Origin of the sequence: Streptomyces sindenensis (assembly GCF_014649035.1) — a bacterium.
In the GTDB taxonomy this organism is placed as follows: domain Bacteria; phylum Actinomycetota; class Actinomycetes; order Streptomycetales; family Streptomycetaceae; genus Streptomyces; species Streptomyces sindenensis.
Map to the genome: position 1 here is coordinate 35,118 of NZ_BMSG01000038.1, position 24,839 is coordinate 59,956.

The window sequence follows — 24,839 nt, forward strand, 5'->3', positions numbered from 1 at the left end:
TGGGGAGCGCGGAGTCGCGGGGAGCGGGGAGTCTCGGCGGAGCAGGAGGCAGGGAGCAGAAAGCGTGGAGCGGGGGTGGGGCCGGGCCACCGTGGTGTGCACCGGTGGGCCGGCCCCAGGAACGGGCGGGGAGGAGCGGGACCGCGCGGGCGGGTCGGCGGGTCAGCCGATCATGCGGCCCCGGGGGCTGTCAGCCGATCACGTGGTCCTCGCGGGACCGCGCGGACCGGACGGTCAGCCGATCACGTTGTCCACGCCCTTCTTCGCCGTCCCCCACGCCTTCTCCGACGACGTCCCCTTGCGCTCGACCTCGCTCAGCGCGTTCGTGATCTGCTGCATCACGTTCTGGTCGTGCACACCCAGCACCTGGACCGGGGCCTCCTTGGCCGCGTCACCGAAGATCTGGCCGATCGGCGCGCCCGAGAAGTACTCGTCCTTCGCGTCCGCGATCTTCTCGATGGCACCCGTCGAGGACGGGAAGTTGCCCTGCTTCTGGAAGACCTTCGCCTGCTGCTCGGGGGCGGTCAGCCACTCGATCAGCTTGTACGCCTCTTCCTTGTGCTTGGCCGCGCGCGGGATGGAGAGGTACGAGCCGCCCCAGTTGCCCGCGCCGCCGGGCAGCTTGGCGATGTCCCACTTGCCCTGGCCGCCGTCGCCGGCCTGGCCCTTGATGTAGCCGAGCATCCAGGCCGGGCAGGGGATGGTGGCGAAGGAGCCGGCGGCGAACGCCTGGTTCCACTGCGGGGACCACTGGTCGAGCTTGGCGCTCAGGCCCGCCTCGGCGGCCTCCACGGAGGTGTCCCAGGCTTCCTTGACCGCCGGGTTCTTGTCGTAGATCAGCTCGCCGGAGGCGTCGTAGTAACGCTCCTCCTCCTGGCCGATCATGATCCCGTAGAGCGAGCCGACGCTGTCCAGCCAGGCGCTCTTGGCGGGGGCGTTCTTCTTGTACTCCTTGCCCAGCTCCAGGTAGCCGTCCCACGTGGCCCACTTCTTGGCCAGCTCCTCGCGGTCCGTGGGCAGCCCGGCCTCCTTGAAGAGGTCCGTGCGGTAGCACATCGCCTCGGGGCCGACGTCCGTGCCGAGGCCGAGGATCTTGCCGTCCTCGGTGGTCGCCGCCGACCACTTGGCCTCGGCGAACTCGTCCTTGAGCTTGTCGGCCCCGAACTCCTTCAGATCCTGGAACTTGTCGGACTGCTGCTGGGTGACCGACGCGATGCGGCCCACCTCCACGCCCTGCACGTCGGCCAGGCCGCCGCCGCCGGCCAGCCGGGTCTGGAGCGACTTCCAGTAGTCCGCCTCGTCCTGGGTGTCGCTCTGCTTGATCGTGATGTTCGGGTTGAGCTTCTGGTACTCCTCGTAGAGCCCGGCCTCCTTGAAGCCGAAGGACCCGAAGAGGTCGACGTTGAGCGTGACCTTCCCGCCCGCGCTGTCGGAGGAGTCCGACGAGTCGCTGGATCCACAGGCGGCGAGGAGGGCCCCGGCGAGGACGACCGCGCCGAGGCGGGCGGTGGCTCTCTTGGCGGCTCGGGCGATGGGCATGGGAAGCCTCCCTTGGCTTCGGGATGAACCGAGCGCCTTGAGAGCGCTCTCAAAACCTGCGTCTGGAGCGTCTCCCACCGCCCCCGCCCCGTCAAGACTCGAACGCATAACAGCTTGGGGTGACATCGGAGCGCCCACCAACTGCCGCCCGTGTTAGTTCTCTTGACACTTACGTTTCAGGAGTTTTACGTTCCTTGGCACTTGAGAGCGCTCTCGAACGCGCTCTTCGCCCCCCATGATCGAGGTGCTGCTCGTGCTGACCTCCCTCTCCGGACTCGTTCCCCGAGTCACCCCCAGACCCGCGGCCGCGACGCTCCTCGCGATCGCCGTGGCCGCCGTGGGCCTGGGTCCCGCCGCTTCTCCCGCTGCCGCCGCCACCATCCCCGCCGGCGCCGGCAGCTACACCGACTCCCGCCCGGCCGGCACCCAGGGGCCGACCACCAACACCGGGGCGCCCGTCACCCCGAAGATCACCTCCGCCGTGCGGGACAAGCCGGTCCCGACCAACGACTGGTGGTCCTCGCTGGCCTTCCAGCGCTACGGCGACAACCCGTACAGCACCCCCATGTACGGGCACCCGCTCACGTACCAGGCCAAGGCCTCCGGCCTGGAGGTCGGCTATCCGACCACGCCCGCGATCGTCGGCGACGGCCGCCAGTACGAGTACGCCCACAAGGCCGACCTCACCGTCGGGCTCTCCGGGCTGAACTCGCCCGACACCAAGGCCGACGCCTGGTCCGACTGGACGGTCACGCCCTACTGGGCCGACGGATCGCGCACCTTCCGGGCCACCATCGGCCACGGCATGCCCTTCGTGTACGCCAAGGGCTCCGGCGGCGACGCCCGGATCACGACCGCCTCCGCGCCCACCGTCTTCTCCGACCAGGGCAACGTCCTCGGCATCACCGTGGCCGGACACCACTACGCGCTCTTCGCGCCGACCGGCAGCGACTGGAACGTCTCCGGTTCCACGATCACCGCCGGCCTCGGCTCAAAGGACTACTTCTCGCTCGCCGTGCTGCCCTCCACGGACGCGCTCGCCACCTACCGGAAGTACGCCTTCAGCTTCGTCACCGGCTCCCAGGTGGCCTGGCAGACCACCGGCGGCAACGTCCGGGCGACCTACAGCCTGACCACCGAGGCCAAGGAGGGCACCGAGCGCGGCACGCTCCAGGCCCTCTACCGCCACCAGTGGCTGCACACCTCCGACGCGCTGACCCCGTACACGTACGTGTCGCCTCGCGGCACGATGAAGGTGCGCGAGTCCGCCACCTTCACCACCAGCCAGAAGAACAACGGCGTCGTGCCCGCGCTGCCCGCTTCCAGCGGCGTCGACAAGGCCCGGCTGACCGGCTATCTCAACGAGGTCGCGAACGCCTCCGACCCGTTCTCGGGGGCCACCGACACCTACTGGACCGGCAAGGCGCTCGGCCGCCTCGCCCAGCTGGTGCCCGTCGCCGACCAGATCGGCCAGACCGCCACCCGCGACAAGCTCCTCGGCCTGATGAAGGGCCGGCTCCAGGAGTGGTTCACGGCGGGCGGGGCCAGCGAGTTCAGCTACGACAAGGACTGGAAGACCCTCACCGGGTACCCGGCCTCGTACGGCAGCGACACCGAGCTCAACGACCACCACTTCCACTACAGCTACTACGTCTACGCGGCGGCGATCATCGCCCAGTACGACCAGGCCTGGGCGGCCGACTCGGCCTGGGGCACGATGGTCAAGCACCTGATCCGGGACACCGCCAACGCCAGCCGCACCGACTCCGCCTACCCCTTCCTGCGCGGCTTCGACGTGTACGCGGGCCACAGCTGGGCCTCCGGCCACCAGGGCTTCGCCGCGGGCAACAACCAGGAGTCCTCCTCGGAGTCCATCAACCTCAGCGCCGGTCTGGTGCTCTGGGGCTCGGCCACCGGTGACACCGCCCTGCGCGACCTCGGCAGCTACCTGCTGACCACCGAGTCCGAGGCGATCACCCAGTACTGGTTCGACGCCTCGCAGCAGGTCTTCCCCGCCCCCTTCGGCCACGACACGGTCGGCATGGTCTGGGGCAGCGGCGGCGCGTACTCCACCTGGTGGACCGCCAACCCGGAGGAGATCCACGGCATCAACGTCCTCCCGGTGACCGGCGGTTCGCTCCACCTCGCCCGTGAGAAGGCCGCCGTCAAGCGGAACATCGCCGAGATGGAGCGCGAGAACGGCGGGCCCGCCCAGGAGTGGCGCGACCTGCTCTGGGAGTTCGAGTCGCTCGCCGACCCGGCGTCCGCGAAGGCCAAGTGGGACGGGGCGAACGGGAACTACACCCCCGAGCAGGGCGAGTCCAAGGCGCACACCTACCACTGGATCAACACCCTCGCGGCGGTCGGCGCCCCCGACATGACGGTCAGCGGTGACATCCCCACCTCCGCCGTCTTCTCCAAGAACGGGACGCGCACCTACACCGCCCACAACCACGGCTCCAGCGCCCGTACGGTGACCTTCTCCGACGGCAAGACCCTGTCCGTGCCCGCCCGTTCGACGGCCACGAGCACCGGCCCCGGCGGCACCGACCCGGACCCGGAGGAGCCGGGGGAGCCGGGCAACGGGAACACCTTCCGCCTCAAGACCGGCGGCGTCCTCACCACCGCCACCACCGACCCGGCGGGCGCGGACACCATCGCCTCGGCCGACGGCGTCAACCGGGACGGCACCCCCTACCGCCCGACCGTCTACGAGGTGAAGAAGGTCAACGGCAAGGTCACCGCCGGGGCCGCCACCGCGTTCCGCCTCCGGGTGGACGCGGGCACCAAGGTCGGGCTCGCCCCGCAGGTCCGGGTCAGCTACGACCTGACCGGCGACGGCACGTTCGACCGGGCCGAGACCTTCCGCTACTTCGCGACCGACCCGGTGAACGGGTGGGAGGAGTACACCCAGGCGGCGGGCGTCAAGGCGGCCACCGGCAGCCTGGGCGAGCTGAAGAACGGCACGGTCCGGCTGGAGATCTGGAACGCGCTCGGCAACGGCACGTCCCAGGTGCAGACCGGGACGGACGCGGCCGTGCTGCGGATTCCGTACCAGTGACCGTCGTCGGCCGGCGGCCGGTCGTCGACCGGCCGCCGACCGACGGGCGGTGATCCGTACCGGCCGGCCCCCGGGGGACGGCCGGCACGGATGACGTAGGGCGCGGCGGGTCTCCGGTTCCTCAGGCGGAGGCCCGCCGTACCAGCGTGACCGGGGTGATCACCGACTCCGGGACGTCCCCGCTGCCCGTGCGCTCCCGGTCCAGGGCGCGCAGCAGCAGGCGGGCCATCAGCCGCCCCTGCGCCTCGATCTCCTGGCCGACGGTCGTCAGTGGCGGATCGGTCTCCGTGGCCACCGATTCCATGTCGTCGAAGCCCACCAGCGCCACCTGCTCCGGCACGGAGATCCCCCGCTCGCGCAGGACCCGCAGCGCGCCCGAGGCCATCAGGTCGTTGGCGACGAACACCGCGTCCAGGTCGGGCCGCCTCTCCAGCAGCTCCGCCATCGCCCGGGCGCCGCTCTCCACGGTGAACGCCCCGTCGGCGACGAGCGTCGGGTCCACGTCCAGCAGCACGTCCCGGTAGCCGTCCAGCCGGTCCATGGCCGAGGTCTGGTCGGCGGGCCCGGCGATGTGCGCGATGCGCCGGCGCCCCAGGTCGCGCAGATACTGCACGGCCATCCGTGCCCCGCCCCGGTTGTCCGCGTCCACGTACGGAACGGCCTGGTCGCCCGGGTCGGCGGTCCAGCTGGGCCGCCCGCCGTACACCGCCGGGATGCCCGCCCGCCGGGTCATCGCGGGGACCGGGTCGTCGGTGTGCAGCGAGAACGCGAGCGCCCCGTCGACATGCCCGCCCGCCAGGTACCGGGCGATCCGGTCGAAGTCCCCGGGCCCCTCCACCAGCAGCAGGACGAGCTGGGTGTCGTGGGCGGTGAGCTCCTTGCTTATGCCCCGGATCTGCTGGGAGAAGAAGGGGTCCGAGAAGAACCGGGTCTCCGGCTCCGCGATGACCACGGCCACCGCGCCGGTACGCCGCGTGACGAGGGTCCGCGCCGCGTGGTTCGGGATGTAGCCCAGCTCCTCGACGGCCTGGAGCACCTTGTCCACGAGCGGCTTGCGGACGCCGTCGCCCCCGTTGACGACCCGCGAGGCGGTGGCCCGCGACACCCCCGCGCGTGCGGCGACGGCTTCCAGGGTGGGCCGGGACCCGGTGGACTGCTCGGGCAAGGCGGTCGCTCCTTGTCGACGGGGCGGCGATACGCGAGCCGGTGCGTGCGTCTGCGTCTGCGGCTGGTTCTGCGTCCGCTTCCGCGTCTGCGCGTACGTGTGCGTGGTGCGTGCTCGGTGTCGTCGCCGGATCGCCTACAGCCTAGCGCCGGGCGCCGACAGTGTTGAGAGCGCTCCCAGGAGTGGGGGTCCCTGCCCCGCGCGTGAGGCGGCGGGGCCGACCCCTCCTCGGGGTCGGACCCGCCGCCGTTCGGGGGCGTACGCCGGTGTCCGTCACATGATCCGGTACGCCAGGTAGTACGCGGACAGCTGCTCGTGGTACGCCGGGTCCTCGGTCTGCCGGTGGCGGTCGAACTCCGGGGAGTCCTTGACCTGTTCCTTGGTGAGCTCGACGTAGACCTTCCGGTCCTCCGTGTCGATGCGCTTCACCGTGCCGGCGGGCAGCAGGACGTCCCTGCCGAAGATCCAGACCCCGGTGTCGACGAGCAGATGGGCCGAGCCCACCTCGTCGGAATGCTTGTCGACCTTTCCGATGCTGCCGTCGGTCGCCTCGACCGAATAGCCGGTCAGATCGATTCCCGCGGTATGGCCGCACGACGGCCGGTAGCCCCACAGGGAGTCGCTCATTGTGGCTCCTTTCGTGAAGGTCTCCGGGCCATTCTTTCCAGTGTTCCTGTCGGCGTTTCCGCCGACGTCTCCGCCGGTGTTCCTTCGGTGTTCTACCGGCGTTCTTTCACTGATCCTTCGGTTTTCCCGTGGCGGATCACCGACGCTTCGCCGATGTTCCCGCTGGGCTTCGTGTGCCCGGGGCGAGGCGGCCTACACCCGGTGCGGCTACCAGCGGTACCACCGCCCGCGTCGGCCGCCACTCGCGGCGGGGCGGACAAAGAACCCTATGAGCCAGAGCACCAGGACGATCACGGCTATCCACCAGAGAGCCTTGACCGCGAATCCGGCGCCGAAGAGAACCAGGGCGAGCAGAAGAACGAGAAGCAGGGGAACCATGATTATCAACCTCCGGAAATTCAGGTTCCCGCTGATGCTTTTCCTACACGCGTGGATTCCCGGGTGATTTTTGTCCGTGGCCCGGGTGATAGGAAGGGCGCAGCCGAGGGACGGAGAAGAGACGGTGTCCGAAGACGTACAGGGGTGGCTCACCCCCAGGGCGGTCGCGGCCGAGGCCGGGGTCAGCCAGGAGTTCGACCTGTCGCAGTGCGTGCGCGAGCCGATTCATCTGCTCGGCGGTGTCCAGTCGTACGGGGCGCTGATCGCCGCGCGCTGGGACGACGCCGTCGTGGACACCGTGAGCCGGAACACGGCCGAGGTGCTGGGTCGCGCGGCCGGGCAGTTGCTGGGCCGGCCGGTCACGGAATTGATCGGTGACGAGCAGTGGGCACAGGCCCGGAAGAGCGCGGAGGCGGTGACGGACTCCGGCAGGGTCGCCCCGCAGGAAGGGCCCGCGTCCTCCGGGGTGCTGCCGCTGACCCTGGAGGGTGCGGGCGGGGCCCGGCTGTTCGACGTGACCGTGCACCGGAACGGGGATCTGCTTGTTCTGGAGTTCGAACCCCGGTCCGAGGACGGGCCGTTCGTGTTCCAGAACTTCTACCCCCGGGTGCGGCGCGCCCTCCAGAAGCTCCAGGGGGCGGACGATGTCACCGAGTGCTGTGCGGCCGCCGTCCGGGAGATCCGGGTGCTCACCGGCTACGACCGCGTGGTGGCGTACCGCTTCGACGGCCGCGACGGACCCGGCCAGGTGATCGCGGAGACCTGCGGCGAGGGGCGCGAACCGTGGCTGGGGCTCTGGTTCCCGGCCACCGACATCCCGCCGCAGGCCCGCCGCCTCTACGCCCGCAACTGGATCCGGGTCATCGGCGACGTGGACGACCGCACTGCGGGGCTCGTGCCCGCCGTGCGGGAGGAGACGAGGGAGCCGCTGGACCTCTCCGCGTCCGTGCTGCGGACGGTCTCCGGCTACCACCTGGAGTACCTGCGCAATATCGGGGTGGCCTCGTCCATGTCCGTATCGCTGCTGCACGAGGGCGAGTTGTGGGGGCTGATCGCCTGCCACGGCGACGAACCGAGGCGACTGTCGCCCGAAGTGCGGGCGGCGTGCGAGTTCTTCGGGATCGCGCTGTCCTTGCAACTGGCGGCCGTCGCCGGGCGCGAGGAGGCGGACGAGCTGGCCCGGAACCGGCGGGCGCTCGCGACCCTGCTGGCCCGGCTGACGTCCTGGGCGCCGGACGCGCTGATGAGGACCGGATCCGGGCTTGCCGAACTGCTCGACGCGGACGGAGCGGTGCTGCTGCGGGGGACGGAGATGTCGGTGGCGGGGGCGCCGCTGCCCGAGGCGCTGCCCGGGCTGCTGGCCCGGCTCGCGCAGGACGGGGCCGTCGGCGAGGTGTGGAGCAGCGACCGGCTGCCCGAAGTGCTGGGCCTGGGACCGGAGGAGGCCGAGGCGGAAGGGGTCCCGGCCGGTCTGCTCCTTCTCCCGTTCAACAGGGACGGCGATCTGCTGGCCTGGTGGCGTCGTGAGCGCCCCGCGCCCCGGGAGTGGGCCGCCGACCCGTCCCGCCCCGTGCGTACGGGGCCCGGGGGCGAGCGGCTGACCCCGCGCGGTTCGGCGGCGGTCTACCGGGCGACCGTACGGGGGCGGAGCGCGCCCTGGACTCCGGTCCAGCGGGTGGTCGCCGGGGAGCTGTGGCGGGAGGTTTCGGGGCTGCTGGCCCGCCAGGTGGTGGCGCTGGAGGCGCGGAACACGGAACTGGCCCGGACGAACGAGGACCTGGACTCGTTCGCGCACGCGGCGGCGCACGACCTCAAGGAGCCGTTGCGGGGGATCTCGAACGCGGCCGCGTTCATCGTCGAGGACGCCGGGGCCGTACTGGACACGACGTCGCTGCGCCGGCTGACCACCGTGCGGCGGCTCGCGCAGCGCATGGACGGGCTGCTGGACTCGCTGCTGCACTTCTCGCGCCTGGGGCAGGTGGGCCTGGAGCGGGAGGTGTTGTCGGTGGACGAGGTGCTGGACGACGCTCTGGTGGTGGCCGGGGGCAGGCTGGCCGAGCAGGGGGTGACGCTGGTACGCCGGGCCGCTCTGCCCCGGCTGCGGGCGGACCGGGAGCGGCTGCGGGAGGTGCTGGAGAACCTGCTCGTGAACGCGGCGAAGTACGCGGCGGACGAGGGTGCGGGGGACCGGCGGGTCTGGGTGGAAGCGGTACGGATCGCCGCGCCGGGCCGGGCTCCTGAGGAGGGCGCGGGTGAGGGCGACGGGGCGGACGGGAGTGCGGTGACGGCTCTCGTCGTCCGGGACAACGGCATCGGGATCCCGGCCGGGCAGCAGGCGGACGTCCTTCAGCTGTTCCGCCGGCTGCACCGCCGCGACGAGCGGGGCGGCGGTTCGGGCGTCGGTCTCGCCGTGGTCAAACGGATCGTGGAACGGCACGGGGGAAGGCTGTGGCTGGAGAGCCCGGCCGCCGCGCCGGACGCGGACTGCGGCGGAGGTCCCGGCACTGCTGTCTGGTTCACGCTGGAGGAGCCGCCGGAGGGGCGGCCGTGACTGAGGCGTCGGCCGAGTCGTCAGTCGCGCCCGGCAGCCAGAAGTCGACCGCGCCCTGCAGAACGGTCTGGAACAGCTCGAAGTTGACGGGCTTGTAGATGTAGCTGTCCGCGCCCGCCGCGTAGCAGGCGTCCTCCTCCGCGGAGGCCGTGGAGGAGGTGAAGACCACCACGGTCAGCGACGCGCAGGCGGGGTGGGCGCGCAGACTCGACAGCAGCGTCAGGCCGTCCGTGCCCGGCATGTTGAGGTCGAGGAGCAGCAGGTCCGGGGTGCGCGCGGCCGGGGCCAGGAGCCGGGGGAGCACGTCCTCGCTGCGCGGGGCGAACTCCAGGTCCAGGGAGGGATGCGAGCGGGACAGGGCGCGCTGGATGGCCTCGGTGTCCTCCTCCGAGTCCTCGACCACCAGGATCAGTCCGCCACCGGTCATCGCAACGCCGCCTGTTCGAGCATGGTTTCCAGAGGGAGCAGGCCCTCGGAGTGCGTGATGCCGTTCCAGCGGGCCACGAGCAGGGCGATGTCGTCCTGCCCGGAGGCGCGGAAGGCCCTGGCCTGCCGGGCCAGGCTCTCCGCGACCTGGGCGGCTTCGCTGCCGCGCAGGGCGGAGAGGCGTCCGGGCAGGACGCTCTCGAAGTACGTGCCGTCCGCCTCCCGGGACTCGGTGAGCCCGTCGGTGAACAGGACGAGGGTGTCGCCCGGGGCGAGGAAGTCCTCGTGGCTCTCGTACGAGACGTCGTCCAGGATGCCGAGGAGCAGCCCGCCCGAGACCACCTCGCCGATGGAGCCGTCCGCGCGGAGCACCAACGGCCGGGGGTGGCCCGCGCTGCACGTGGTGAGGAGCACGGTGCCGTCGGTCCGGGGCGTCATCGTCACGACGACCGCGGTGAGGAAGCGGGACGCCCCCTCCTGGCGCAGGGACCGGTTGAGGCGGCTCAGCGCGGTGCCCGGGGCGGTGCCCTCCTCCAGGAGCGTGCGCAGGGTGTGCCGGGCCAGGCCGGTGAGGGCGGCGGCCTCCGCGCCGCGCCCGCAGACGTCGCCGATCAAGAGGGCGATGGAGCCGTCGGGGCGGGGCACGGCGTCGTAGAAGTCGCCGCCGACGTCGAGCATCGGGTCGCCGACCTCGTAACTCGCCGACAGGTCCCAGCCTGCGGCGGCCGGGAGCCGCGAGGGGAGCAGATGCTCCTGGAGCGACAGGACGGCGTGCCGGCGCAGCTCGTACAGCAGGGCGTTGTCGATCGCGAGGGCGGCGCGGGTGGCGAGGCTGTCGAGGAAGGTGCTGTCGGGCAGGCGGTCCGCGGGGCGCTGGTAGATGAAGGTGATGCTGCCGACGACGCGGCCACGGGCGTGCAGGGTGCTGACGCTGACCACCGTGGGGTGCCGCCCGGCCCCGGCGGGGCCGGAAGCGGCGAACGGGGACCCGTCGAGCGCGGCGCCGCTCAGAAACAGGGCCTGGTCGCCGTCGTCGCGGCGGACGAGGAGCGCGGCCAGCCACGGGTCGTCGCGGCCCGTCTCCTCCAGCGCGCGCTGCTGCTGGACGGCGACATGGGTGGCGGCGACGAACTCGGGTCCGTCCTTGCGCAGCAGGTGGACGAGGCAGCCGTCCGCGACGGCCGGGACGGCGATCCGGGCCACCCGTCTGAGAGTGTCCTCGACGTCGAGCGACGAGTCCATCTGGAGCGACGCCTCGGCGAGCAGGGCGTCATCGGCGCTCCGTCTGGCCTCGCGGCCGCGCTGGAGTATGCCGGTGTGGCAGGCGACGATGACGTCGACGGCCTGCTCCAGACGGCGCGCGACGCTCTCCGTGTCCGCCGAGGCGTCCACGGCGACGCTGAGCCCCGCCCAGCCGTTCCGGTCGAGCCGGAACGTGCACGCCACGACCGACGCCCCCGGCGACTCCCGCAGGAACTCCGCCTCCGGCCACGCCGCGTCGTCGAGCTCGCCGGCCGGGGACCGGGTGACGACCGGTGCGCCGTCCGGTTCACGCGAGGCGGCTCCCGGCATCGAACGGGCCGTCGCGACGATCACCGGGGCATCGCCGTCCGCCCCGAGGGCCCGCATGTACCGCAGAGTCCGGTACTCGTCCCATCGCGTGCCCACGACGAGGTGGACGCCCGGGGTGGCGAGGAGCGGGGCGTAGACGTCGTCCGCCAGCGCGGAGACCTCCTCCGCCCGCGAAGCGGCCTGCCAGAGCCGGTGCAACGCGCCGGACCACGTGTCGTCGTCGACCATGCCCCCGCCCTCCGGTGCCGTCGTGTGCTGTCTGCTGCCTGTCCTGGGCCAGTATGACCGGGGGGCCGGATTTCATGCCTGGGGCGGGGGCGGGGGCGGGGGCGGGGGCGGGGGCGGGGGCGCCGGCAGCGGGCGGCGAGGCCGTGCTGCCTGCGCGCGGCCACTCGTTCGTGGGACGCTGTGAGGGAACGGCCGGCGGCCGTGAAACCCCGATCTGGCCTGCTCGGCAAGGCCACGGAAGAAGGGACCCGCGATGACCGCAGCGTTTGTCGAGAACGGCCAGGCATCGGATGGGCGCGCGTGGGACTACCTCCTGCAGACATGGCGTGAGCTGGACGTGCCCGAGGGGTGGCGCGCCGAGATCGACGAGGGGCAGATCGTTTTGGTACCGCCGCCGCACGCACACCACAACGGGATCGCTGCCAGGGTTCAGCGCAGGCTCTACGCGACGCTGCCCGAGGATCTGGAGATCTACCAGACCCTCGGCATCCACATCGCGCCGCTCGGCAAGCTGTACGTCCCCGATCTGGTCGTCATGCCCACCGAGTTGATCGCCGCCGCCGATCCGGAGACCAGCGACCCGATGGACGCCTCGGAGGCGCTGCTCGTCGTCGAGATCACCTCGCGGGGCAACGCCCGGGAGGACCGCACCAAGAAGTACCGCGCGTACGCCCGGGCCGGCGTCCCGATGTATCTGCTGATCGACCGATTCGACACCCGGGGGCCGATGGTCACCCTCTTCACCGAGCCGAACGAGGACGGCACCTTCAAGCACACGGACGCGGTGCCGTTCGGCAAGCCGCTGACGGTGCCGTCCCCGTTCGACGTACAGCTGCCGACAGGGGAGTTCCCGGGCGCCTCGTGAGCCGGCGGGCGACTACGGACGGGTGACCACCTTGATGTTGAAGGTGTGGGAGTTCACCCCGCCCGCGATCCCCATGAAGAGGAACGCGAAGTGCTCCTGGCCGCGCGCGGTCGTGATGCCGCCGATGTCCAGCTGGGAGGAGGCCGGCCAGCCGAGGTCCGTGAGCAGTCGGCCCGTGGCGGCCTTGGCCTCGGGGTCGTCGCCGGAGAGGAAGACCGTGCCCGGTTCGGTGAGTTCGCCCGGGGCGGCCATCGTGGTCGAGTCCATCGTGCAGAGCGTCTTGACGACGGGGGTCAGGGGGAAGGCCTCCTGGATCAGTTCGCCCAGGCTGCTGTTGGGGTGGGTGAGGGCGCTGAAGTCGTCGGAGAGGCCGACCCCCACGTCGATCAGCAGGGTGCCGGCCAGCGCCGGGGCCCCGATCGAGCGGAGCAGGTCCACGGAGACGCCCCCGGGCGTCGCGTTGACCAGGACCTCCGCGTGGGCGGCCGTCTCGTCGAGGCCCGCGACGGGCAGGCCGAGGTCGGTCCGTTCCTTCGGATGACGCGATCCGAGGAGGACGTCGTGCCCTGCGGCGCGCCAGCCGTCGGCGAGGGCGCGGGCGACATTTCCGGTGCCGAGCAGTCCGATTCGCATGTGGACGACGCTAGGCGGCGGGGTACCCGGGGCGGATCGGGCCGGAGACCGGGGTGGGGCGGCCCTTGAGGTGTAGGCCGCACGACGCGGGGCGTGGGACGGAAGGCGTGGTCCGGAAGGCGCCCCGGCCCGCCGCCCCGGGGGTGGGGCGGCGGGCCGGGAACGCGCGGAGCGGGCTCGGGACGGAGGTCAGACCCCCGCCGGGGTCCTCGCCGGGGAGCCCGGGTCCGTGCCGCCGGAGTCCGGGCCGCCGGGGGTGCCGGGCGTGGTCGCCGACGTCGGGCCGCCCGTGGCCGCGACCGTGGACGGGGCCGGTTCCTGGGAGACGTTGAACTCGGTCAGCAGGTCCCTGCTGAAGCCGAAGAAGTACGTGGCGAGGAAGCCGGCGACGTACCCCACGAGCAGGCCGCCCGCGTAGATCGCGATCGTCGAGCCCAGGCCGTGGTTGCCGTCCAGGAGCGGGAACAGGGCCCAGCCGGACGGGCCGATCGCCGTCGAGCCGACCGTGTCGCCGAGCTGGTTGAACAGGCCGACGAAGCCGCCGCCGAAGGCCCCGCCCACGCACGCCGTGACGAACGGCCGGCCCAGCGGCAGCGAGACGCCGTAGATCAGGGGCTCGCCGACGCCCAGCAGACCCGCCGGGAGCGCCGACCGGATCGTGCGGCGGATCGACTCGTTGCGCGGGAGGCCGAAGTAGACCGCCATCGCCGCGCCGACCTGGCCCGCCCCGGCCATCGCCAGGATCGGCAGCAGGACCGTGTAGCCCTGCTGTTCGATGAGGGTCGTGTGGATCGGGATCAGCGCCTGGTGCAGGCCCAGCATGACGAGGGGGAGGAACAGGCCGCCGAGGACGAAGCCCGCGCCCGCGCCGCCGTTGGAGAGCAGCCAGTCGGCGAACGTGCCGATCGCGGAGGAGATCTCCCCGGCCACGAACATCAGGCCGAAGATCGTCACCAGACCGGAGATCAGGACCGTCAGGGTCGGGGTGACCAGGACGTCCAGCGCCTCCGGCACCCACCGGCGGCACCACTTCTCCACGTACACGGCGAGGACCGCCGCGCCCAGGGCGCCCAGTACACCGCCCTGGCCGGGCGAGAGCGTCTGGCCGAAGGCGTCGATGTCCGCGACGCCCGGGAAGACGATGATGGCCGCCACCGCACCGCCCAGGACCGGCGTACCGCCGAACTCCTTCGCCGTGTTGTAGCCCACGAACACCGCGATCAGCGCCATGAAGCCCGACGCCATCGCCGCCAGCGCGGGCGTCACGGCGGGCAGCCACTGGAGGTTCACCAGCAGACCGTTGAGGCCCGCGATGATCCCGCAGCCGATGAGCGCCGGGATCAGCGGCACGAAGATGTTGGCGATCCTCCGCAGGAACAGCTTGAAGGGGGTCGCGTTCTTCGCCTTCTGCTGGGCCTTGATCGCCGCGCCCTGCGCCGCCAGGTCGTCGGCGGAGACGGCGGTCCGCGGGGGTGCGGCCTCGCGGGCCTCCTCCACCAGTTGCTCGAACTCCGGGGTGACCCGGGCGACCGTGCCCGGACCCAGCACGATCTGGTACGTGTCGTCCTCGACGACGCCCATCACGGCGGGCAGGGCCTTCAGCGCCTCGTCGTCGACGAGGGACCGGTCGCGCAGCCCGAGGCGGAGCCGGGTCATGCAGTGGGCGATGGAGGCGACGTTCGCGGCCCCGCCGACGAGCGGCAGGATCGCGGCCGCGGTGGCGCGGTTCTTGTCTTCAGTGGCCATGGTGCTGGTGCCTTGCTGTGCGGGGGGTGGGGCGGGGTACCCGGGTGGGTCAGGTGGTGCGTACGGCCGCGAGCGCGGCGCGGAGGTGGCCGGCGGACTCGGTGAGGAGCCGGGCGGCGGTGGGGCCGTCGACCTGGCCGAGGATGACCAGGATCGCGTTCTTGACCTCGCCGTCGGTGGCGGTGAGGGCGGCCTCGATCGCGGTGTCGGACGCGCCGGTGGCCAGGGAGACGATGTGCCGGGAGCGGGCCCGCAGCTTCTCGTTGGAGGCGCGGACGTCGACCATGAGATTCCCGTACGTCTTGCCGAGCCGGATCATCGTGACCGTCGAGATCATGTTGAGGACCAGCTTCTGCGCCGTGCCCGCCTTCAGCCGGGTCGAGCCGGTGAGCAGCTCGGGGCCGGTGACGACCTCCAGTCCGTGTTCGGCCGCCGCCGCGAGCGCCGAGTCCGCGTTGCAGGAGAGGCCGATCGTCAGGGCCCCCCGCGTGCGGGCGTGCTCGACCGCGCCGATCGCGTACGGGGTGCGGCCGGAGGCGGAGATGCCGACCACCGTGTCGTCGGCGGTCAGCTTTAGGGCGTCCAGGTCGGCGGCGGCCAGCTCCTTGCTGTCCTCCGCGCCCTCGACGGCCGTGACCATGGCGGAGGGGCCGCCCGCGATCAGTCCGACGACCTCGGCCGGGTCGGTGTTGAAGGTGGGCGGGCACTCGCTGGCGTCCAGCACCCCGAGCCGGCCCGCCGTGCCCGCGCCCGCGTAGACCAGCCGGCCGCCGCGCGCCATGCGCTCGGCGGTGGCGTCGATGGCCGCGGCGATCTGCGGCAGCCGTTCGGCGACGGCGGCCGGGACCGTGGCGTCCTCGCCGTTCATGATCCGCGCGATCTCCTCGGTGGACAGCCGGTCGATCTCGGCCAGCTCGGGGCGGAACGCCTCGGTGGTGAGGGTGGCCAGCTGGGCACGGAGCTCGCCGTAGGTCCCGGCGGCCCCGGTGGCGCCGGGCGTGTCGGTGTTCGCGTCGGTGGTGGAGGTCATGAGGTGCGGCTCAGCTTTCTCGGGGTGCTCGGTCTCGTACGCGTACGGGGGTGGGGCGGGCCGGGGGCGGTCAGCGGGTGCGCGGGGTGTGGCGGTGGGCCAGCGCCTCGTAGGAGGCGGCCAGGGCGGGCGCGGCGGTCTCGTACGTCCGCTGCGCGACGCCTATGAACAGGCAGTCCACGACGAGCAGCTGGCTCGTCCGGCTGGACATGGCGGCGGGGCGCAGCTCGCTCTCGCGCGCGGTGGAGGTGGTCAGCACGTGGTCCGCGTACTGCGACACGGGCCCGTCGGGCCGCCCGGTGATCGCGATCGTCGTCGCCCCGCGGTCGAAGGCGACCCGCAGCGGCTCGATCACGTCACCGGTGGAGCCGGAGTGGGTGATCGCGATGGCCACGTCGCCGCTGCGCAACTGCACGGCGTTGGTCACCGCGAGGTGCGGGTCCATGTGGGCGTGGGCGATCAGCCCGATCCGGAGGAGCTTCTGGGCCAGGTCCTGGCCGACCAGGGAGGACGCCCCGACGCCGTAGATGTCGATGCGGCGGGCGGTCGACGCGGCGGCGACGGCCGCCCCCAGCTGTACGGTGTCGAGCCCGGCGGCGGTGTCGGCGAGGGTCTGCTGCTCGTCGTAGGCGAGCTTGGCGACCACGTCGGCGATCGGGTCGTCCACCGCGATGTCGGCGGTGACGGCCGGGGCCCGGCCCGACTCCTGGTGCGCGGCGAGACCGGCCAGCGCGAGGCGCAGGTCCCGGTAGCCGGGGTAGCCGAGGAGGCGGGCGGTGCGGACGACGGTGGCTTCGCTGGTGCCGGTGCGCTCGGCGAGGCCGGTGACGGTGAGGGCGGCGCAGCCGGCCGGGTCGCCCGCCACGGCTTCGGCCACCAGCTGCATCGAACGGGTCATGGAGGGGGCGAGGGTCCGGACCTTGGCGGCGAGGGCCGCGGGGGCCGGCGGCGAGTCGCTGCTGAAAATTTCCTTCACATCACTGGTCACATCTGAAAGATATTTTCAACCTCGTGAGCCGTCAACCCCCTCTGGTCCCTACCTCTGGCGGGATCCTCGGACGGGCCCGCTGCACGCGGGCGCACAATGGGTGCATGGAGTTGAACGCCCTGGAGCAGTCCCTGCACACCGCCCGCGCCCTCGTCATGGCCGACCTGGCGGCGGCCGACGTCGCCGAGGCGGACATCGTCTCGCTGGTCGAGGACGCGGTGACGCACCGCCGGTGGTGGGTGGAGCAGTGGCCCGAGGGCGCGGAGTTCGTCGCCGGTCTGGTCGCCCAGGACCTCCAGGACGCACTGCTGGAGCGGTACGGGCGGTGGCCGCTGTGCCCCGCGTGCTCGCCGGAGGACGAGCCGCACGCCCTGGACGTCGAACCGGAGCTCGGGCCCGACCCGCACTGGGTCTGCACCAAGGCGGCCGTGATGGTGGCGCCGGTGGGGGCGCTGGGCGAGGTGCTGCGGCGGTGACGCTCTACATCGACCCGCCCACCTGGCCCGGTCACGGCCGCCTCTGGTCACACCTGGTGAGCGATGTCTCGTTCGAGGAGCTGCACGCCTTCGCCGCCGCGATCGGCTGCCCGCCGCGCGCCTTCGAGCGCGACCACTACGACGTACCGGAGGCGCACTACGCGGACGCGGTACGGGCCGGGGCCCGGGAGGTCGGCTCGAAGGAGCTGGTCCGGCGCCTCACGGCCGCCGGACTGAGGCGGCCGAAGGGGCGCCCGGCGCCGACGGGGCCCCCGCCGCCCGGGTAGCGCCGCCCGCGCCCGCCTTCTTCGCCGCCGTGCTCTTCGCGATCAGCCGGGACCGCGACCGCGGCCCGCCGGTCCCGCCCGTCCCGCCGCGCTGGAGCCGCAGGGCCGCCCCCACCGCCGCCAGGGCCAGGGCCGTCATCGCCGCGCCCGCCCAGGCCGTGGAGGCGAAGCCGAAGTCCAGGTCGATCACCGTGCCGCCGAGCCACGGGCCGCTCGTGTTGCCCAGGTTGAACGCGGCCGTCGTGGTGGCCCCGGCCAGCGTCGGGGCGGCCCCGGCCACGTTGAACATCCGGGCGTTCAGCGCCGGGGCCGTGAAGAAGGCGGACAGGCCCAGCAGGAAGGACAGCGCCACCACCGCCACCTGGCTGGACGCCAGCAGGGCCAGCGCCACCAGGAACACCGTGGACGCCGTGATCCCGCTCAGCAGCACCCCGAAGAGGTGCGCGTCCGCGACCCGGCCGCCGATCATCGTGCCGATCAGCGCACCCGCCCCGAACAGGCCGAGGATCCACGGCACCCAGCCCGAACCGAGACCCGCCACGTCCGTCAGCAGCGGTGCGAGATAGCTGAACGCGCAGAACACCCCGCCCGCCGCGAGGGCGGTGATCACGATTGCCAGCCAGACCTGCCGGTCCCGGTAGATCGTCAGCTCCCGCTTCAGCTCGGGCTTCCTCTCGGGCAGCGGGATGTGCGGGATGCGGGTGACCACGCCGACCAGGGCCACCGCGGAGGCCGCGCCCACCGCCCAGAACGCCGAGCGCCAGCCGAGGTGCTCACCGAGGAAGGCCCCCAGCGGCACGCCCAGCACATTGGCGACGGACAGACCGCCGATCATCACGGCCATCGCCCGCGCCCGCTGGTTCACCGGGACCATCGCGATGGCCACGGCCGCGCCGACCGCCCAGAATCCCGCACAGGCCAGCGCGCTCACGACGCGGGAGGCGAAGAGGACCTCGTACGTCGGCGCCAGCGCACCGGCGATCTGGCCCAGGCCGAACACCGAGATCAGCGCGATGAGGGTGGTGCGGCGCGGCAGCCGCAGTGTGGCGACGGCCAGCAGCGGGGCGCCGACCACCATGCCGATCGCGAACGCGGATATGAGGAGCCCGGCCTGCGGGATCGACACGTTCATGTCGTCGGCGATCGGCGGGAGCAGGCCCGACAGCATGAACTCGCTGGTGCCGAGAGCGAAGACCGAGAGGCCGAGAATGTATACGGCCAGGGGCATGGGTGCGCGGCGGGAGGGAGAGTCGGGCATGACTCGTCCCAACGCCGGGGAACGCCTCCGCATTCCCCGGCGCCGGGAGGGGGCCGGCCCGTTCACACCCCCGTCACACGGGCCAGGTGTCACACGGGCAGGGCGTGCAGCTTCTTGCCGTGCAGGGCGTAGACGCGCTTCCCGTCGGTGGCCACCAGCCAGGCGTGGTGGTCGCCGGTCCTGTCGTTGAACGTCCAGCGCAGGGCGCCCGTCTTCGGGTCGAAGGCGTGGATGCCGCCCTGCGGGTCCAGGTCGGTGGCCGCGTAGAGGGTGCCGCCCGCCTTCACGAACTGCCGGGGCACCTGCGCGCCCGCGTCCTTGAGGGCCGTGGACTGCCAGACCTTCTTCCCGGTCCCCGGCTGGAGGGCCCACAGCGTGCGGCCGCTGTCCGCGATGTACAGCACGTCCTCCACGAGGCTCGGCTCGCGGAACAGGGAGAACTCTCCGGCCTCCACGGACCACTTCTCGGCCCCGTCGGCCAGCGCGAAGGCCTGGAGCCGCTGCCCCTGCGGGACGATCACCAGGTCCTGGTGGACGACGAACGGCCCGTAACTCGTCTTCGTCGTCTTCTGCGTCCACACCTGCCTGCCGGTGGCGGTGTCGCGGACCGTCAGGTTGTTCTTGAAGTCGGTGTAGACGAGATAGCGGCCCTGTACGGCGGCGTGGATGCCGTTCTGCTCGGTGCCGAGGTCCCGCTGTTCCTTCCAGGCGACCTTGCCCGTGGTGCTGTTGAGCGCGGCGATCACATTGGAGTGGGAGGAGTGGTCCGCCTCCAGGATCTCGGCGATGACGTACACCTGCTCGCCGTCCACCGCGATCGGCCTGGGCTGCCGGTACTCCTTGCCGAGGTGGCTGCGCCAGGTCTCCTTGCCGGACCCCGGTACGTAGCCGATGACGTTGCCGTCGTACCTGCCGCTGGCCAGGTACAGCGTGCCGTTGCCGAGCAGCAGCGGCGCGCCGGGCACCGCGCCGCCGGGCAGCGACCACCGCTCCTTGCCGGTCGCGCCGTCGAGCGCGGCCAGCGGATCGCCGCTCGCGATCACCACGCCGTCCACGGTCACCAGCTCGTCGTTGTCCCCGTACGTCTGCGCCGAGGTCGACTTCGTCCACAGGGGTGCGGGGGCCCCGCCGTCCTTGCCCCCCTGGTCGCCCCCGCCGTTCTCGGGGGACTTGCCGCGCGGCGGCGGCGTGCTGCCCTCGCCACCGGTCTCGAGCTCGTCCTCGCAGCCGGTCAGGCCGGCCCCGAGCACCGCCATCGTGAGACCGCCCCCGGCCAGTCGCAGTATTCGCCGCCGGGAAGTTCTGCCGACCTTCATACCGAGTCCCTGGGACATTTCGCCTTACCCCCGTGGAGTTGTGTGAGCGGAAAGATAAACGGGTTGTCTTTGTGGAGTGTGTGCATCTGCGATGCGAGACGTTAGCGGTCGATCGGCTTCACCGGTCGGGCGAGGGCGCGACCGGGACGACACCGTGAACGAACCGGAACATTTGCGGGGCGGGACGCGTGGTCAGGCCGTGCCGGACGAGGTCAGCAGCTCCAGCTCCGTCGCCAGGTTGTGCCGGGCCCGCGCCTCCCACTCCGCCGCGCCGTGCGGGGTACGGAACAGCCGGGGCAGGCCGAGGAGTTGCCGCAGCACCGCCGCGCGGCCCGCCCGGAACGCCTCGTCCGGGACGAAGCCGTACTCCTCCCGGACCTGCGCCGCGTACGCCCCGTACTCTTGCGGGCCGCCCGCCAGGATCGCCAGGTCGGCGTCGCACAGCACCTCGCCGTTGCGGTCGCCCTCGGCCGGGTCGTGCGTGACGGTGAGCCGGACCAGCCGGGCGACCTCCGCCACCGCCGCGTCCGGCACCCCCGCCTCGGCCAGCGCGCGCTCGGCGAGGGCGGCGCTGCGCTCCTCGTTCTCGCTCCGGTCGGGCCGGTAGACCGCGTCGTGGAACCAGGCGGCGAGCCGTACCGCGTGCACGTCGTCGGCGTGGCCGGCCAGGGTGTCGACCCGGTCCAGGACCGTGCTCAGGTGGGCGGTCGTGTGGTAGCGGCGCTGCGGTTCGGCCCAGCGGGCGAGGAGGTTCTCGGCGTACGGCAGCGGATCGGGTCCTTCCGCCCCGGCGCGCGCGGCCACCAGCGTGTCGTGCCAGCGGTCCCGGAGACCGGCGTCGTCGCCGTCGGAGCCGTGGGGCGGGTGGGGGCTGTGGTCCGTCATGGGGGCGACTCTAGGACGTACGTGGCCGGTTCGTTGCGTACGGGGTCGGGGGCGAGGGGGTCCGCCCACCGGACCGGCCCTTGTCGCCCGGCCGGGACCGCCCTACCGTGCGCCCGTGATGGTGGATCTCAACGCCGACCTCGGCGAGGGCTTCGGCAACTGGACCCTGACCGACGACGACGCGCTCCTGGCCTGTGTCACGAGCGCCAACGTCGCCTGCGGCTTCCACGCGGGCGACGCCTCCGTGATGCGGCGGGTCTGCGACGCGGCGGCGGCCGGGGGCGTCCGGATCGGGGCGCAGGTCTCCTACCGGGACCTGGCCGGGTTCGGGCGGCGGTCGATGGACGTGCCGCCCGCCGAGCTGACCGCCGAGATCGCCTACCAGATAGGTGCGTTGCGGGTCTTCGCCCAGGCCGCCGGGTCCACGGTCAGTTACGTCAAACCGCACGGCGCGCTCTACAACCGGGCCGTCTGGGACGACGACCAGGCCGCCGCCGTCGTCGCGGGCGTCCGGCTCGCGGGCGGCGGCCTGGCCGTGCTCGGACTGCCCGGATCCCGGCTGCTCGCCCACGCGGCCGAGGCCGGACTGCCCGCCGTGGAGGAGGCCTTCGCCGACCGCGCGTACACCCCGCGGGGCACCCTCGTGCCGCGCGGCGAGCCGGGCGCGGTGGTGCACGACCCGGACGACGTCGTACGCCGAAGCGTCGGGATCGCCGTCGAACGGGCGGTGACCGGGGCGGACGGCAGCCGGATACCGGTCTCCGCGCGCTCGCTCTGCGTCCACGGGGACACCCCGGGCGCGGCGGCCCTCGCCCGCCGGGTGCGGGCGGCCCTGGAGGAAGCGGGCGTCGCGGTACGGGCGTTCGCGTGAGCGGGACGGGTGGCCCCGGCTCCCCCGGCGGCCCGGGGGAGTCGCGTGTCCTGCCCGCCGGGCCGCACGCGCTGCTCGTCGAGCTGCCCGACGGCGAGCACGCGGAGGCCTTCCACGCCGAACTGCTCCGGCGTCGCGAGCGCGGCGAACTCCCCGCCGTACGCGACATCGTCCCGGCCGCCCGCACCGTCCTCCTCGACGGGATCGCGGAGCGCACGCCCGGGTCCCGGGCCCGGGACCGGCTGGCCCGGGAGCTCGCCTCGTGGCGGGTGGAGCCGCTGCGCCGCGAGGACCGCGAGGCCGTGGAGGTGCCCGTGATCTACGACGGCCCCGACCTCGACGAGGTCGCCCGGCTCTGGGGCGTCGGGGCCGACGAGGTGGCCGCCCTGCACTCCCGTACCGCGTTCCGGGTGGCGTTCTGCGGGTTCGCCCCCGGGTTCGGCTATCTCACCGGGCTGCCCGAGCGGTTGCACGTGCCCCGGCGCACGACCCCGCGCACCCGGGTCCGGGCCGGGGCGGTGGCCCTCGCCGGGCCCTACACGGGGGTGTACCCGCGCCCGTCGCCCGGGGGCTGGCAGCTCGTCGGGCGGATGCCGGACCCGGAGGTCCTGTGGGATCCGGGCCGGGACCCGGCGGCGCTGCTGGTACCGGGGACACCGGTCAGATTCGTCCCGGTGGAGGCGGGGGCGGCGGCCGCGCTGCCCGCTCCCCGCGCGGGTGACATCCGGGCGGACATGTGATGCCGGACGGACACGTGGTGCCGGGCGGACATGTGATGCCGGGCGGACACGTGGTGCCGGACGGACACGTGGTGCTGGACGCCGGACGCCGCCTTCCCGTCATACGCCCCGGAGCGCCCGCCCGCCACTGCCTGCACGTCGTACGTCCCGGAGCGCTGACCACCGTGCAGGACGCGGGCCGCCCCGGCCTGGCGCACCTCGGGGTCGGGCGGGCCGGGGCGCTGGACGCGCCCGCCGCCCGGCTGGCCAACCGGCTGGTGGGCAACCCGCCGGACGCCGCCGTCCTGGAGACCACCCTCACCGGGTGCGCGGTCCGCCCGGACCGGCCGGTCGTGGCCGTCGTCGGCGGGGCGGGCTGCCGGGTGACGGTCGACGGGCGGCCGGTGGCGTGGGGCGCCCCGGTCCGGGTGCCCGCGGGCGCGGTGCTGGACGCGGGCCCCGCCGGGACGGGACTCCGGAGCTACCTGGCGTTCGCGGGCGGGCTGGTGCCGGACCCGGTGCTGGGCAGCCGTTCGGCGGACCTGCTCTCGGGGCTCGGGCCCGCCCCGCTCACCGAGGGCGTCGAACTCCCGCTGGGCGAAGCGGTGTCGGGCGGCCCGCTGCCCGCCGCCGGCCCGGTGCCCTGGCCGGGCGCCCCCGCCGAACTGGTGCTCCCGGTCCATCCCGGGCCCCGCGACGACTGGTTCACCGGGGCGGCGCTCCGTACGCTCCTCACCGCCGCCTACCGGGTCTCGCCGCACAGCAACCGCATCGGCCTGCGCACGGAGGGCCCGGCGCTGGAGCGTTCCCGTACGGACGAACTGCCCAGCGAGGGCACGGTGCTGGGCGCGATCCAGGTGCCGCCGGACGGCCGGCCCGTCGTCTTCCTCAACGACCGCCCGACGACCGGCGGTTACCCGGTCATCGGTGTCGTGCCGGAACGGGCCCTCGCCGCGGCGGCGCAGGCGGTGCCGGGGACGCGGCTGCGTTTCGTACGCGCGTGATCCGGGCGCGCACGCGTATGCGCACAGCGGCGTGGCGGGACCGGGGGTCCCGCCGCGCCGCTGCTCGATGCCTCAGGCCCCCTTGAAGGTGCGCAGCCGCAGGGAGTTGCCGACCACGAAGACCGACGAGAAGGCCATCGCGGCCCCGGCGATCATCGGGTTGAGCAGGCCGGCGGCGGCCAGCGGGAGGGCGGCGACGTTGTAGGCGAAGGCCCAGAACAGGTTGGTGCGGATGGTGGACAGCGTGCGGCGGGAGAGGCGGATCGCGTCGGCGGCGGCGTTCAGGTCGCCGCGGACCAGGGTCAGGTCCCCGGCCTCGATGGCGGCGTCGGTGCCCGTGCCCATCGCGAGCCCCAGATCGGCCTGGGCGAGGGCGGCGGCGTCGTTGACCCCGTCCCCGACCATCGCGACCGAGCGGCCCTCGGCCTGCAGGCGCTTGACCACATCGACCTTGTCCTGCGGCATGACCTCCGCGTACACCTCGTCGATGCCGACCTCGGCCGCGACCGACTCCGCCACGGCCCGGTTGTCGCCGGTGAGGAGGATCGGGGTCAGACCGAGGGCGCGGAGCCGGCGGACGGCCTCGGCGCTCGTGTCCTTGACCGCGTCGGCGACCTCCAGCACCGCCCGCGCCTCGCCGTCCCAGGCGACGGCGATCGCGGTGCGCCCGGCGGCCTCCGCGGCCTTCTTCGCCTCGGCGAGGGGAGCGGGCAGCCGGATCTCCCACTCGGCCAGGAGCTGTTCGCGGCCGACGAGGACGGCGTGGCCCTCGACGATGCCCTGGACGCCGAGGCCGGGGACGTTGGCGAAGTCCTCGGGGGTGGGGAGCGGCCCGGTGGTGTCGGTGGCGGCGGTGGCGACGGCTTGGGCGATGGGGTGTTCGGAGGCGTTCTCCAGGGCGCCTGCCAGGCGCAGGACTTCGTCCTTGGTGGTGGTGTCGGTGGTGTGGGTGGTCTGGAGGGTCATGCGGCCGGTGGTGACGGTGCCGGTCTTGTCGAGGACGATGGTGTCGGCGCGGCGGGTCGTCTCCAGTACTTCGGGGCCCTTGATGAGGATGCCGAGTTGGGCGCCGCGTCCGGTGCCGACCATGAGGGCGGTGGGGGTGGCGAGGCCGAGGGCGCAGGGGCAGGCGATGATGAGGACGGCGACGGCCGCGGTGAAGGCGGCGGTGAGTCCGGCGCCGTTGCCGAGCCAGTAGCCGAGGGTACGACGGG

The 24,839-nt window shown here is 73.0% G+C and carries 21 protein-coding genes and 1 pseudogene; 8 read left to right on the forward strand and 14 right to left on the reverse strand.

Going from position 1 to position 24,839, the window contains the following annotated elements:
• Nucleotides 1-234: 234 nt before the first annotated feature.
• On the reverse strand, nucleotides 235-1,539 hold the full coding sequence (locus tag IE145_RS29135) for an ABC transporter substrate-binding protein (RefSeq protein ID WP_189528419.1): 1,305 nt from the start codon (nucleotides 1,537-1,539) through the stop codon (nucleotides 235-237).
• Between the two features lie 235 nt (nucleotides 1,540-1,774).
• Here IE145_RS29135 and IE145_RS29140 point away from each other — a divergent pair, with 235 nt between their 5' ends.
• Entirely contained in the window at nucleotides 1,775-4,600 is a 2,826-nt protein-coding gene (locus tag IE145_RS29140) for a glycosyl hydrolase (protein ID WP_189528420.1), read from the forward strand.
• A gap of 121 nt (nucleotides 4,601-4,721) precedes the next feature.
• On the opposite strand, the gene IE145_RS29145 is transcribed toward IE145_RS29140, so the two are convergent.
• From IE145_RS29145 to IE145_RS29155, 3 genes are all read right to left on the reverse strand, one after another.
• Nucleotides 4,722-5,765, reverse strand: coding sequence for a LacI family DNA-binding transcriptional regulator (locus IE145_RS29145; RefSeq protein WP_189528421.1), 1,044 nt, complete (start codon nucleotides 5,763-5,765; stop codon nucleotides 4,722-4,724).
• A 273-nt stretch (nucleotides 5,766-6,038) separates the two neighbouring features.
• Nucleotides 6,039-6,392: a PRC-barrel domain containing protein gene (locus IE145_RS29150; RefSeq protein ID WP_189528422.1), complete on the reverse strand. Its 354-nt coding sequence runs from the start codon at nucleotides 6,390-6,392 to the stop codon at nucleotides 6,039-6,041.
• Nucleotides 6,393-6,599: 207 nt separating this feature from the next.
• Entirely contained in the window at nucleotides 6,600-6,770 is a 171-nt protein-coding gene (locus tag IE145_RS29155) for a DUF5670 family protein (protein ID WP_010071635.1), read from the reverse strand.
• A 124-nt stretch (nucleotides 6,771-6,894) separates the two neighbouring features.
• Here IE145_RS29155 and IE145_RS29160 point away from each other — a divergent pair, with 124 nt between their 5' ends.
• On the forward strand, nucleotides 6,895-9,321 hold the full coding sequence (locus tag IE145_RS29160) for an ATP-binding protein (protein WP_189528423.1): 2,427 nt from the start codon (nucleotides 6,895-6,897) through the stop codon (nucleotides 9,319-9,321).
• Here IE145_RS29160 and IE145_RS29165 read toward each other — a convergent pair.
• Together IE145_RS29165 and IE145_RS29170 are read right to left on the reverse strand one after the other, a co-directional pair.
• Entirely contained in the window at nucleotides 9,287-9,748 is a 462-nt protein-coding gene (locus IE145_RS29165; RefSeq protein ID WP_189528424.1) for a response regulator, read from the reverse strand. The two genes, IE145_RS29160 and IE145_RS29165, sit on opposite strands and share 35 nt — an antisense overlap.
• The gene (locus IE145_RS29170) at nucleotides 9,745-11,547 is read right to left on the reverse strand and encodes a PP2C family protein-serine/threonine phosphatase (RefSeq protein WP_189528425.1); all 1,803 of its coding nucleotides are present in this window, start codon (nucleotides 11,545-11,547) and stop codon (nucleotides 9,745-9,747) included. The genes IE145_RS29165 and IE145_RS29170 overlap by 4 nt, the downstream gene beginning before the upstream one ends.
• A 253-nt stretch (nucleotides 11,548-11,800) precedes the next feature.
• Between IE145_RS29170 and IE145_RS29175 the strand changes: the two genes are divergently transcribed.
• The gene (locus IE145_RS29175; RefSeq protein ID WP_189528426.1) at nucleotides 11,801-12,412 is read left to right on the forward strand and encodes a Uma2 family endonuclease; all 612 of its coding nucleotides are present in this window, start codon (nucleotides 11,801-11,803) and stop codon (nucleotides 12,410-12,412) included.
• A gap of 12 nt (nucleotides 12,413-12,424) precedes the next feature.
• Here the strand turns inward: IE145_RS29175 and IE145_RS29180 are convergent.
• From IE145_RS29180 to IE145_RS29195, 4 genes and pseudogenes are all read right to left on the reverse strand, one after another.
• Nucleotides 12,425-13,048: pseudogene (locus IE145_RS29180) on the reverse strand (NADPH-dependent F420 reductase); the annotation flags it as partial.
• Nucleotides 13,049-13,234: 186 nt separating this feature from the next.
• Nucleotides 13,235-14,791: a PTS transporter subunit EIIC gene (locus IE145_RS29185; RefSeq protein WP_189528428.1), complete on the reverse strand. Its 1,557-nt coding sequence runs from the start codon at nucleotides 14,789-14,791 to the stop codon at nucleotides 13,235-13,237.
• Nucleotides 14,792-14,840: 49 nt separating this feature from the next.
• Nucleotides 14,841-15,821 (reverse strand): N-acetylmuramic acid 6-phosphate etherase, encoded by a 981-nt coding sequence (murQ, locus tag IE145_RS29190; protein ID WP_189528429.1) that lies wholly within the window; start codon nucleotides 15,819-15,821, stop codon nucleotides 14,841-14,843.
• Nucleotides 15,822-15,891: 70 nt separating this feature from the next.
• Nucleotides 15,892-16,809: a MurR/RpiR family transcriptional regulator gene (locus tag IE145_RS29195; RefSeq protein WP_030718487.1), complete on the reverse strand. Its 918-nt coding sequence runs from the start codon at nucleotides 16,807-16,809 to the stop codon at nucleotides 15,892-15,894.
• 104 nt (nucleotides 16,810-16,913) lie between these two features.
• On the opposite strand from IE145_RS29195, the gene IE145_RS29200 reads away from it, so the two are divergent.
• A complete protein-coding gene (locus tag IE145_RS29200; protein ID WP_189528430.1) occupies nucleotides 16,914-17,285 on the forward strand; it encodes a DUF8819 family protein in 372 nt (123 codons plus the stop codon).
• The gene (locus IE145_RS29205) at nucleotides 17,282-17,572 is read left to right on the forward strand and encodes a DUF4031 domain-containing protein (protein ID WP_189528431.1); all 291 of its coding nucleotides are present in this window, start codon (nucleotides 17,282-17,284) and stop codon (nucleotides 17,570-17,572) included. The genes IE145_RS29200 and IE145_RS29205 overlap by 4 nt, the downstream gene beginning before the upstream one ends.
• On the opposite strand, the gene IE145_RS29210 is transcribed toward IE145_RS29205, so the two are convergent.
• The 3 genes from IE145_RS29210 to IE145_RS29220 form a co-directional block, all read right to left on the reverse strand.
• A complete protein-coding gene (locus tag IE145_RS29210) occupies nucleotides 17,505-18,800 on the reverse strand; it encodes a Cmx/CmrA family chloramphenicol efflux MFS transporter (RefSeq protein WP_189528440.1) in 1,296 nt (431 codons plus the stop codon). The genes IE145_RS29205 and IE145_RS29210 overlap by 68 nt on opposite strands.
• 119 nt (nucleotides 18,801-18,919) lie before the next feature.
• The gene (locus IE145_RS29215; protein WP_189528432.1) at nucleotides 18,920-20,164 is read right to left on the reverse strand and encodes a PQQ-binding-like beta-propeller repeat protein; all 1,245 of its coding nucleotides are present in this window, start codon (nucleotides 20,162-20,164) and stop codon (nucleotides 18,920-18,922) included.
• Nucleotides 20,165-20,338: 174 nt separating this feature from the next.
• Nucleotides 20,339-21,031 carry an HD domain-containing protein gene (locus IE145_RS29220; protein WP_189528433.1) on the reverse strand — a complete coding sequence of 231 codons (693 nt, stop codon included), beginning with the start codon at nucleotides 21,029-21,031 and terminating at the stop codon, nucleotides 20,339-20,341.
• 118 nt (nucleotides 21,032-21,149) lie between these two features.
• Between IE145_RS29220 and IE145_RS29225 the strand changes: the two genes are divergently transcribed.
• Genes IE145_RS29225 through IE145_RS29235 form a run of 3 tightly spaced genes read left to right on the forward strand, consistent with a single transcriptional unit; the run spans nucleotide 21,150 to nucleotide 23,625 of the window.
• On the forward strand, nucleotides 21,150-21,902 hold the full coding sequence (locus IE145_RS29225) for a LamB/YcsF family protein (protein ID WP_189528441.1): 753 nt from the start codon (nucleotides 21,150-21,152) through the stop codon (nucleotides 21,900-21,902).
• Nucleotides 21,899-22,642: a 5-oxoprolinase subunit B family protein gene (locus tag IE145_RS29230; RefSeq protein WP_189528434.1), complete on the forward strand. Its 744-nt coding sequence runs from the start codon at nucleotides 21,899-21,901 to the stop codon at nucleotides 22,640-22,642. The genes IE145_RS29225 and IE145_RS29230 overlap by 4 nt, the downstream gene beginning before the upstream one ends.
• Complete coding sequence (locus IE145_RS29235; protein WP_229825936.1) at nucleotides 22,642-23,625, forward strand: 5-oxoprolinase subunit C family protein; 984 nt, start codon at nucleotides 22,642-22,644, stop codon at nucleotides 23,623-23,625. Before IE145_RS29230 ends, IE145_RS29235 begins: the two co-directional genes overlap by 1 nt.
• Nucleotides 23,626-23,697: 72 nt before the next feature.
• On the opposite strand, the gene IE145_RS29240 is transcribed toward IE145_RS29235, so the two are convergent.
• Nucleotides 23,698-24,839, reverse strand: a 1,142-nt coding sequence (locus tag IE145_RS29240) for a heavy metal translocating P-type ATPase (RefSeq protein ID WP_189528435.1), incomplete at its 5' end; no start/stop codon positions are given.

What these genes read in the sequence shown, in the direction of transcription:
- murQ (WP_189528429.1), bottom strand. Translation starts at nt 15,821, where the DNA reads ATGACCTCCACCACCGACGCGAACACCGACACGCCCGGCGCCACCGGG.
- IE145_RS29210 (WP_189528440.1), bottom strand. Translation starts at nt 18,800, where the DNA reads ATGCCCCTGGCCGTATACATTCTCGGCCTCTCGGTCTTCGCTCTCGGC.
- IE145_RS29170 (WP_189528425.1), bottom strand. Translation starts at nt 11,547, where the DNA reads ATGGTCGACGACGACACGTGGTCCGGCGCGTTGCACCGGCTCTGGCAG.
- IE145_RS29185 (WP_189528428.1), bottom strand. Translation starts at nt 14,791, where the DNA reads ATGGCCACTGAAGACAAGAACCGCGCCACCGCGGCCGCGATCCTGCCG.
- IE145_RS29155 (WP_010071635.1), bottom strand. Translation starts at nt 6,770, where the DNA reads ATGGTTCCCCTGCTTCTCGTTCTTCTGCTCGCCCTGGTTCTCTTCGGC.
- IE145_RS29225 (WP_189528441.1), top strand. Translation starts at nt 21,150, where the DNA reads ATGGTGGATCTCAACGCCGACCTCGGCGAGGGCTTCGGCAACTGGACC.
- IE145_RS29215 (WP_189528432.1), bottom strand. Translation starts at nt 20,164, where the DNA reads ATGTCCCAGGGACTCGGTATGAAGGTCGGCAGAACTTCCCGGCGGCGA.
- IE145_RS29165 (WP_189528424.1), bottom strand. Translation starts at nt 9,748, where the DNA reads ATGACCGGTGGCGGACTGATCCTGGTGGTCGAGGACTCGGAGGAGGAC.
- IE145_RS29220 (WP_189528433.1), bottom strand. Translation starts at nt 21,031, where the DNA reads ATGACGGACCACAGCCCCCACCCGCCCCACGGCTCCGACGGCGACGAC.
- IE145_RS29135 (WP_189528419.1), bottom strand. Translation starts at nt 1,539, where the DNA reads ATGCCCATCGCCCGAGCCGCCAAGAGAGCCACCGCCCGCCTCGGCGCG.
- IE145_RS29140 (WP_189528420.1), top strand. Translation starts at nt 1,775, where the DNA reads ATGATCGAGGTGCTGCTCGTGCTGACCTCCCTCTCCGGACTCGTTCCC.
- IE145_RS29150 (WP_189528422.1), bottom strand. Translation starts at nt 6,392, where the DNA reads ATGAGCGACTCCCTGTGGGGCTACCGGCCGTCGTGCGGCCATACCGCG.
- IE145_RS29200 (WP_189528430.1), top strand. Translation starts at nt 16,914, where the DNA reads ATGGAGTTGAACGCCCTGGAGCAGTCCCTGCACACCGCCCGCGCCCTC.
- IE145_RS29175 (WP_189528426.1), top strand. Translation starts at nt 11,801, where the DNA reads ATGACCGCAGCGTTTGTCGAGAACGGCCAGGCATCGGATGGGCGCGCG.
- IE145_RS29235 (WP_229825936.1), top strand. Translation starts at nt 22,642, where the DNA reads ATGCCGGACGGACACGTGGTGCCGGGCGGACATGTGATGCCGGGCGGA.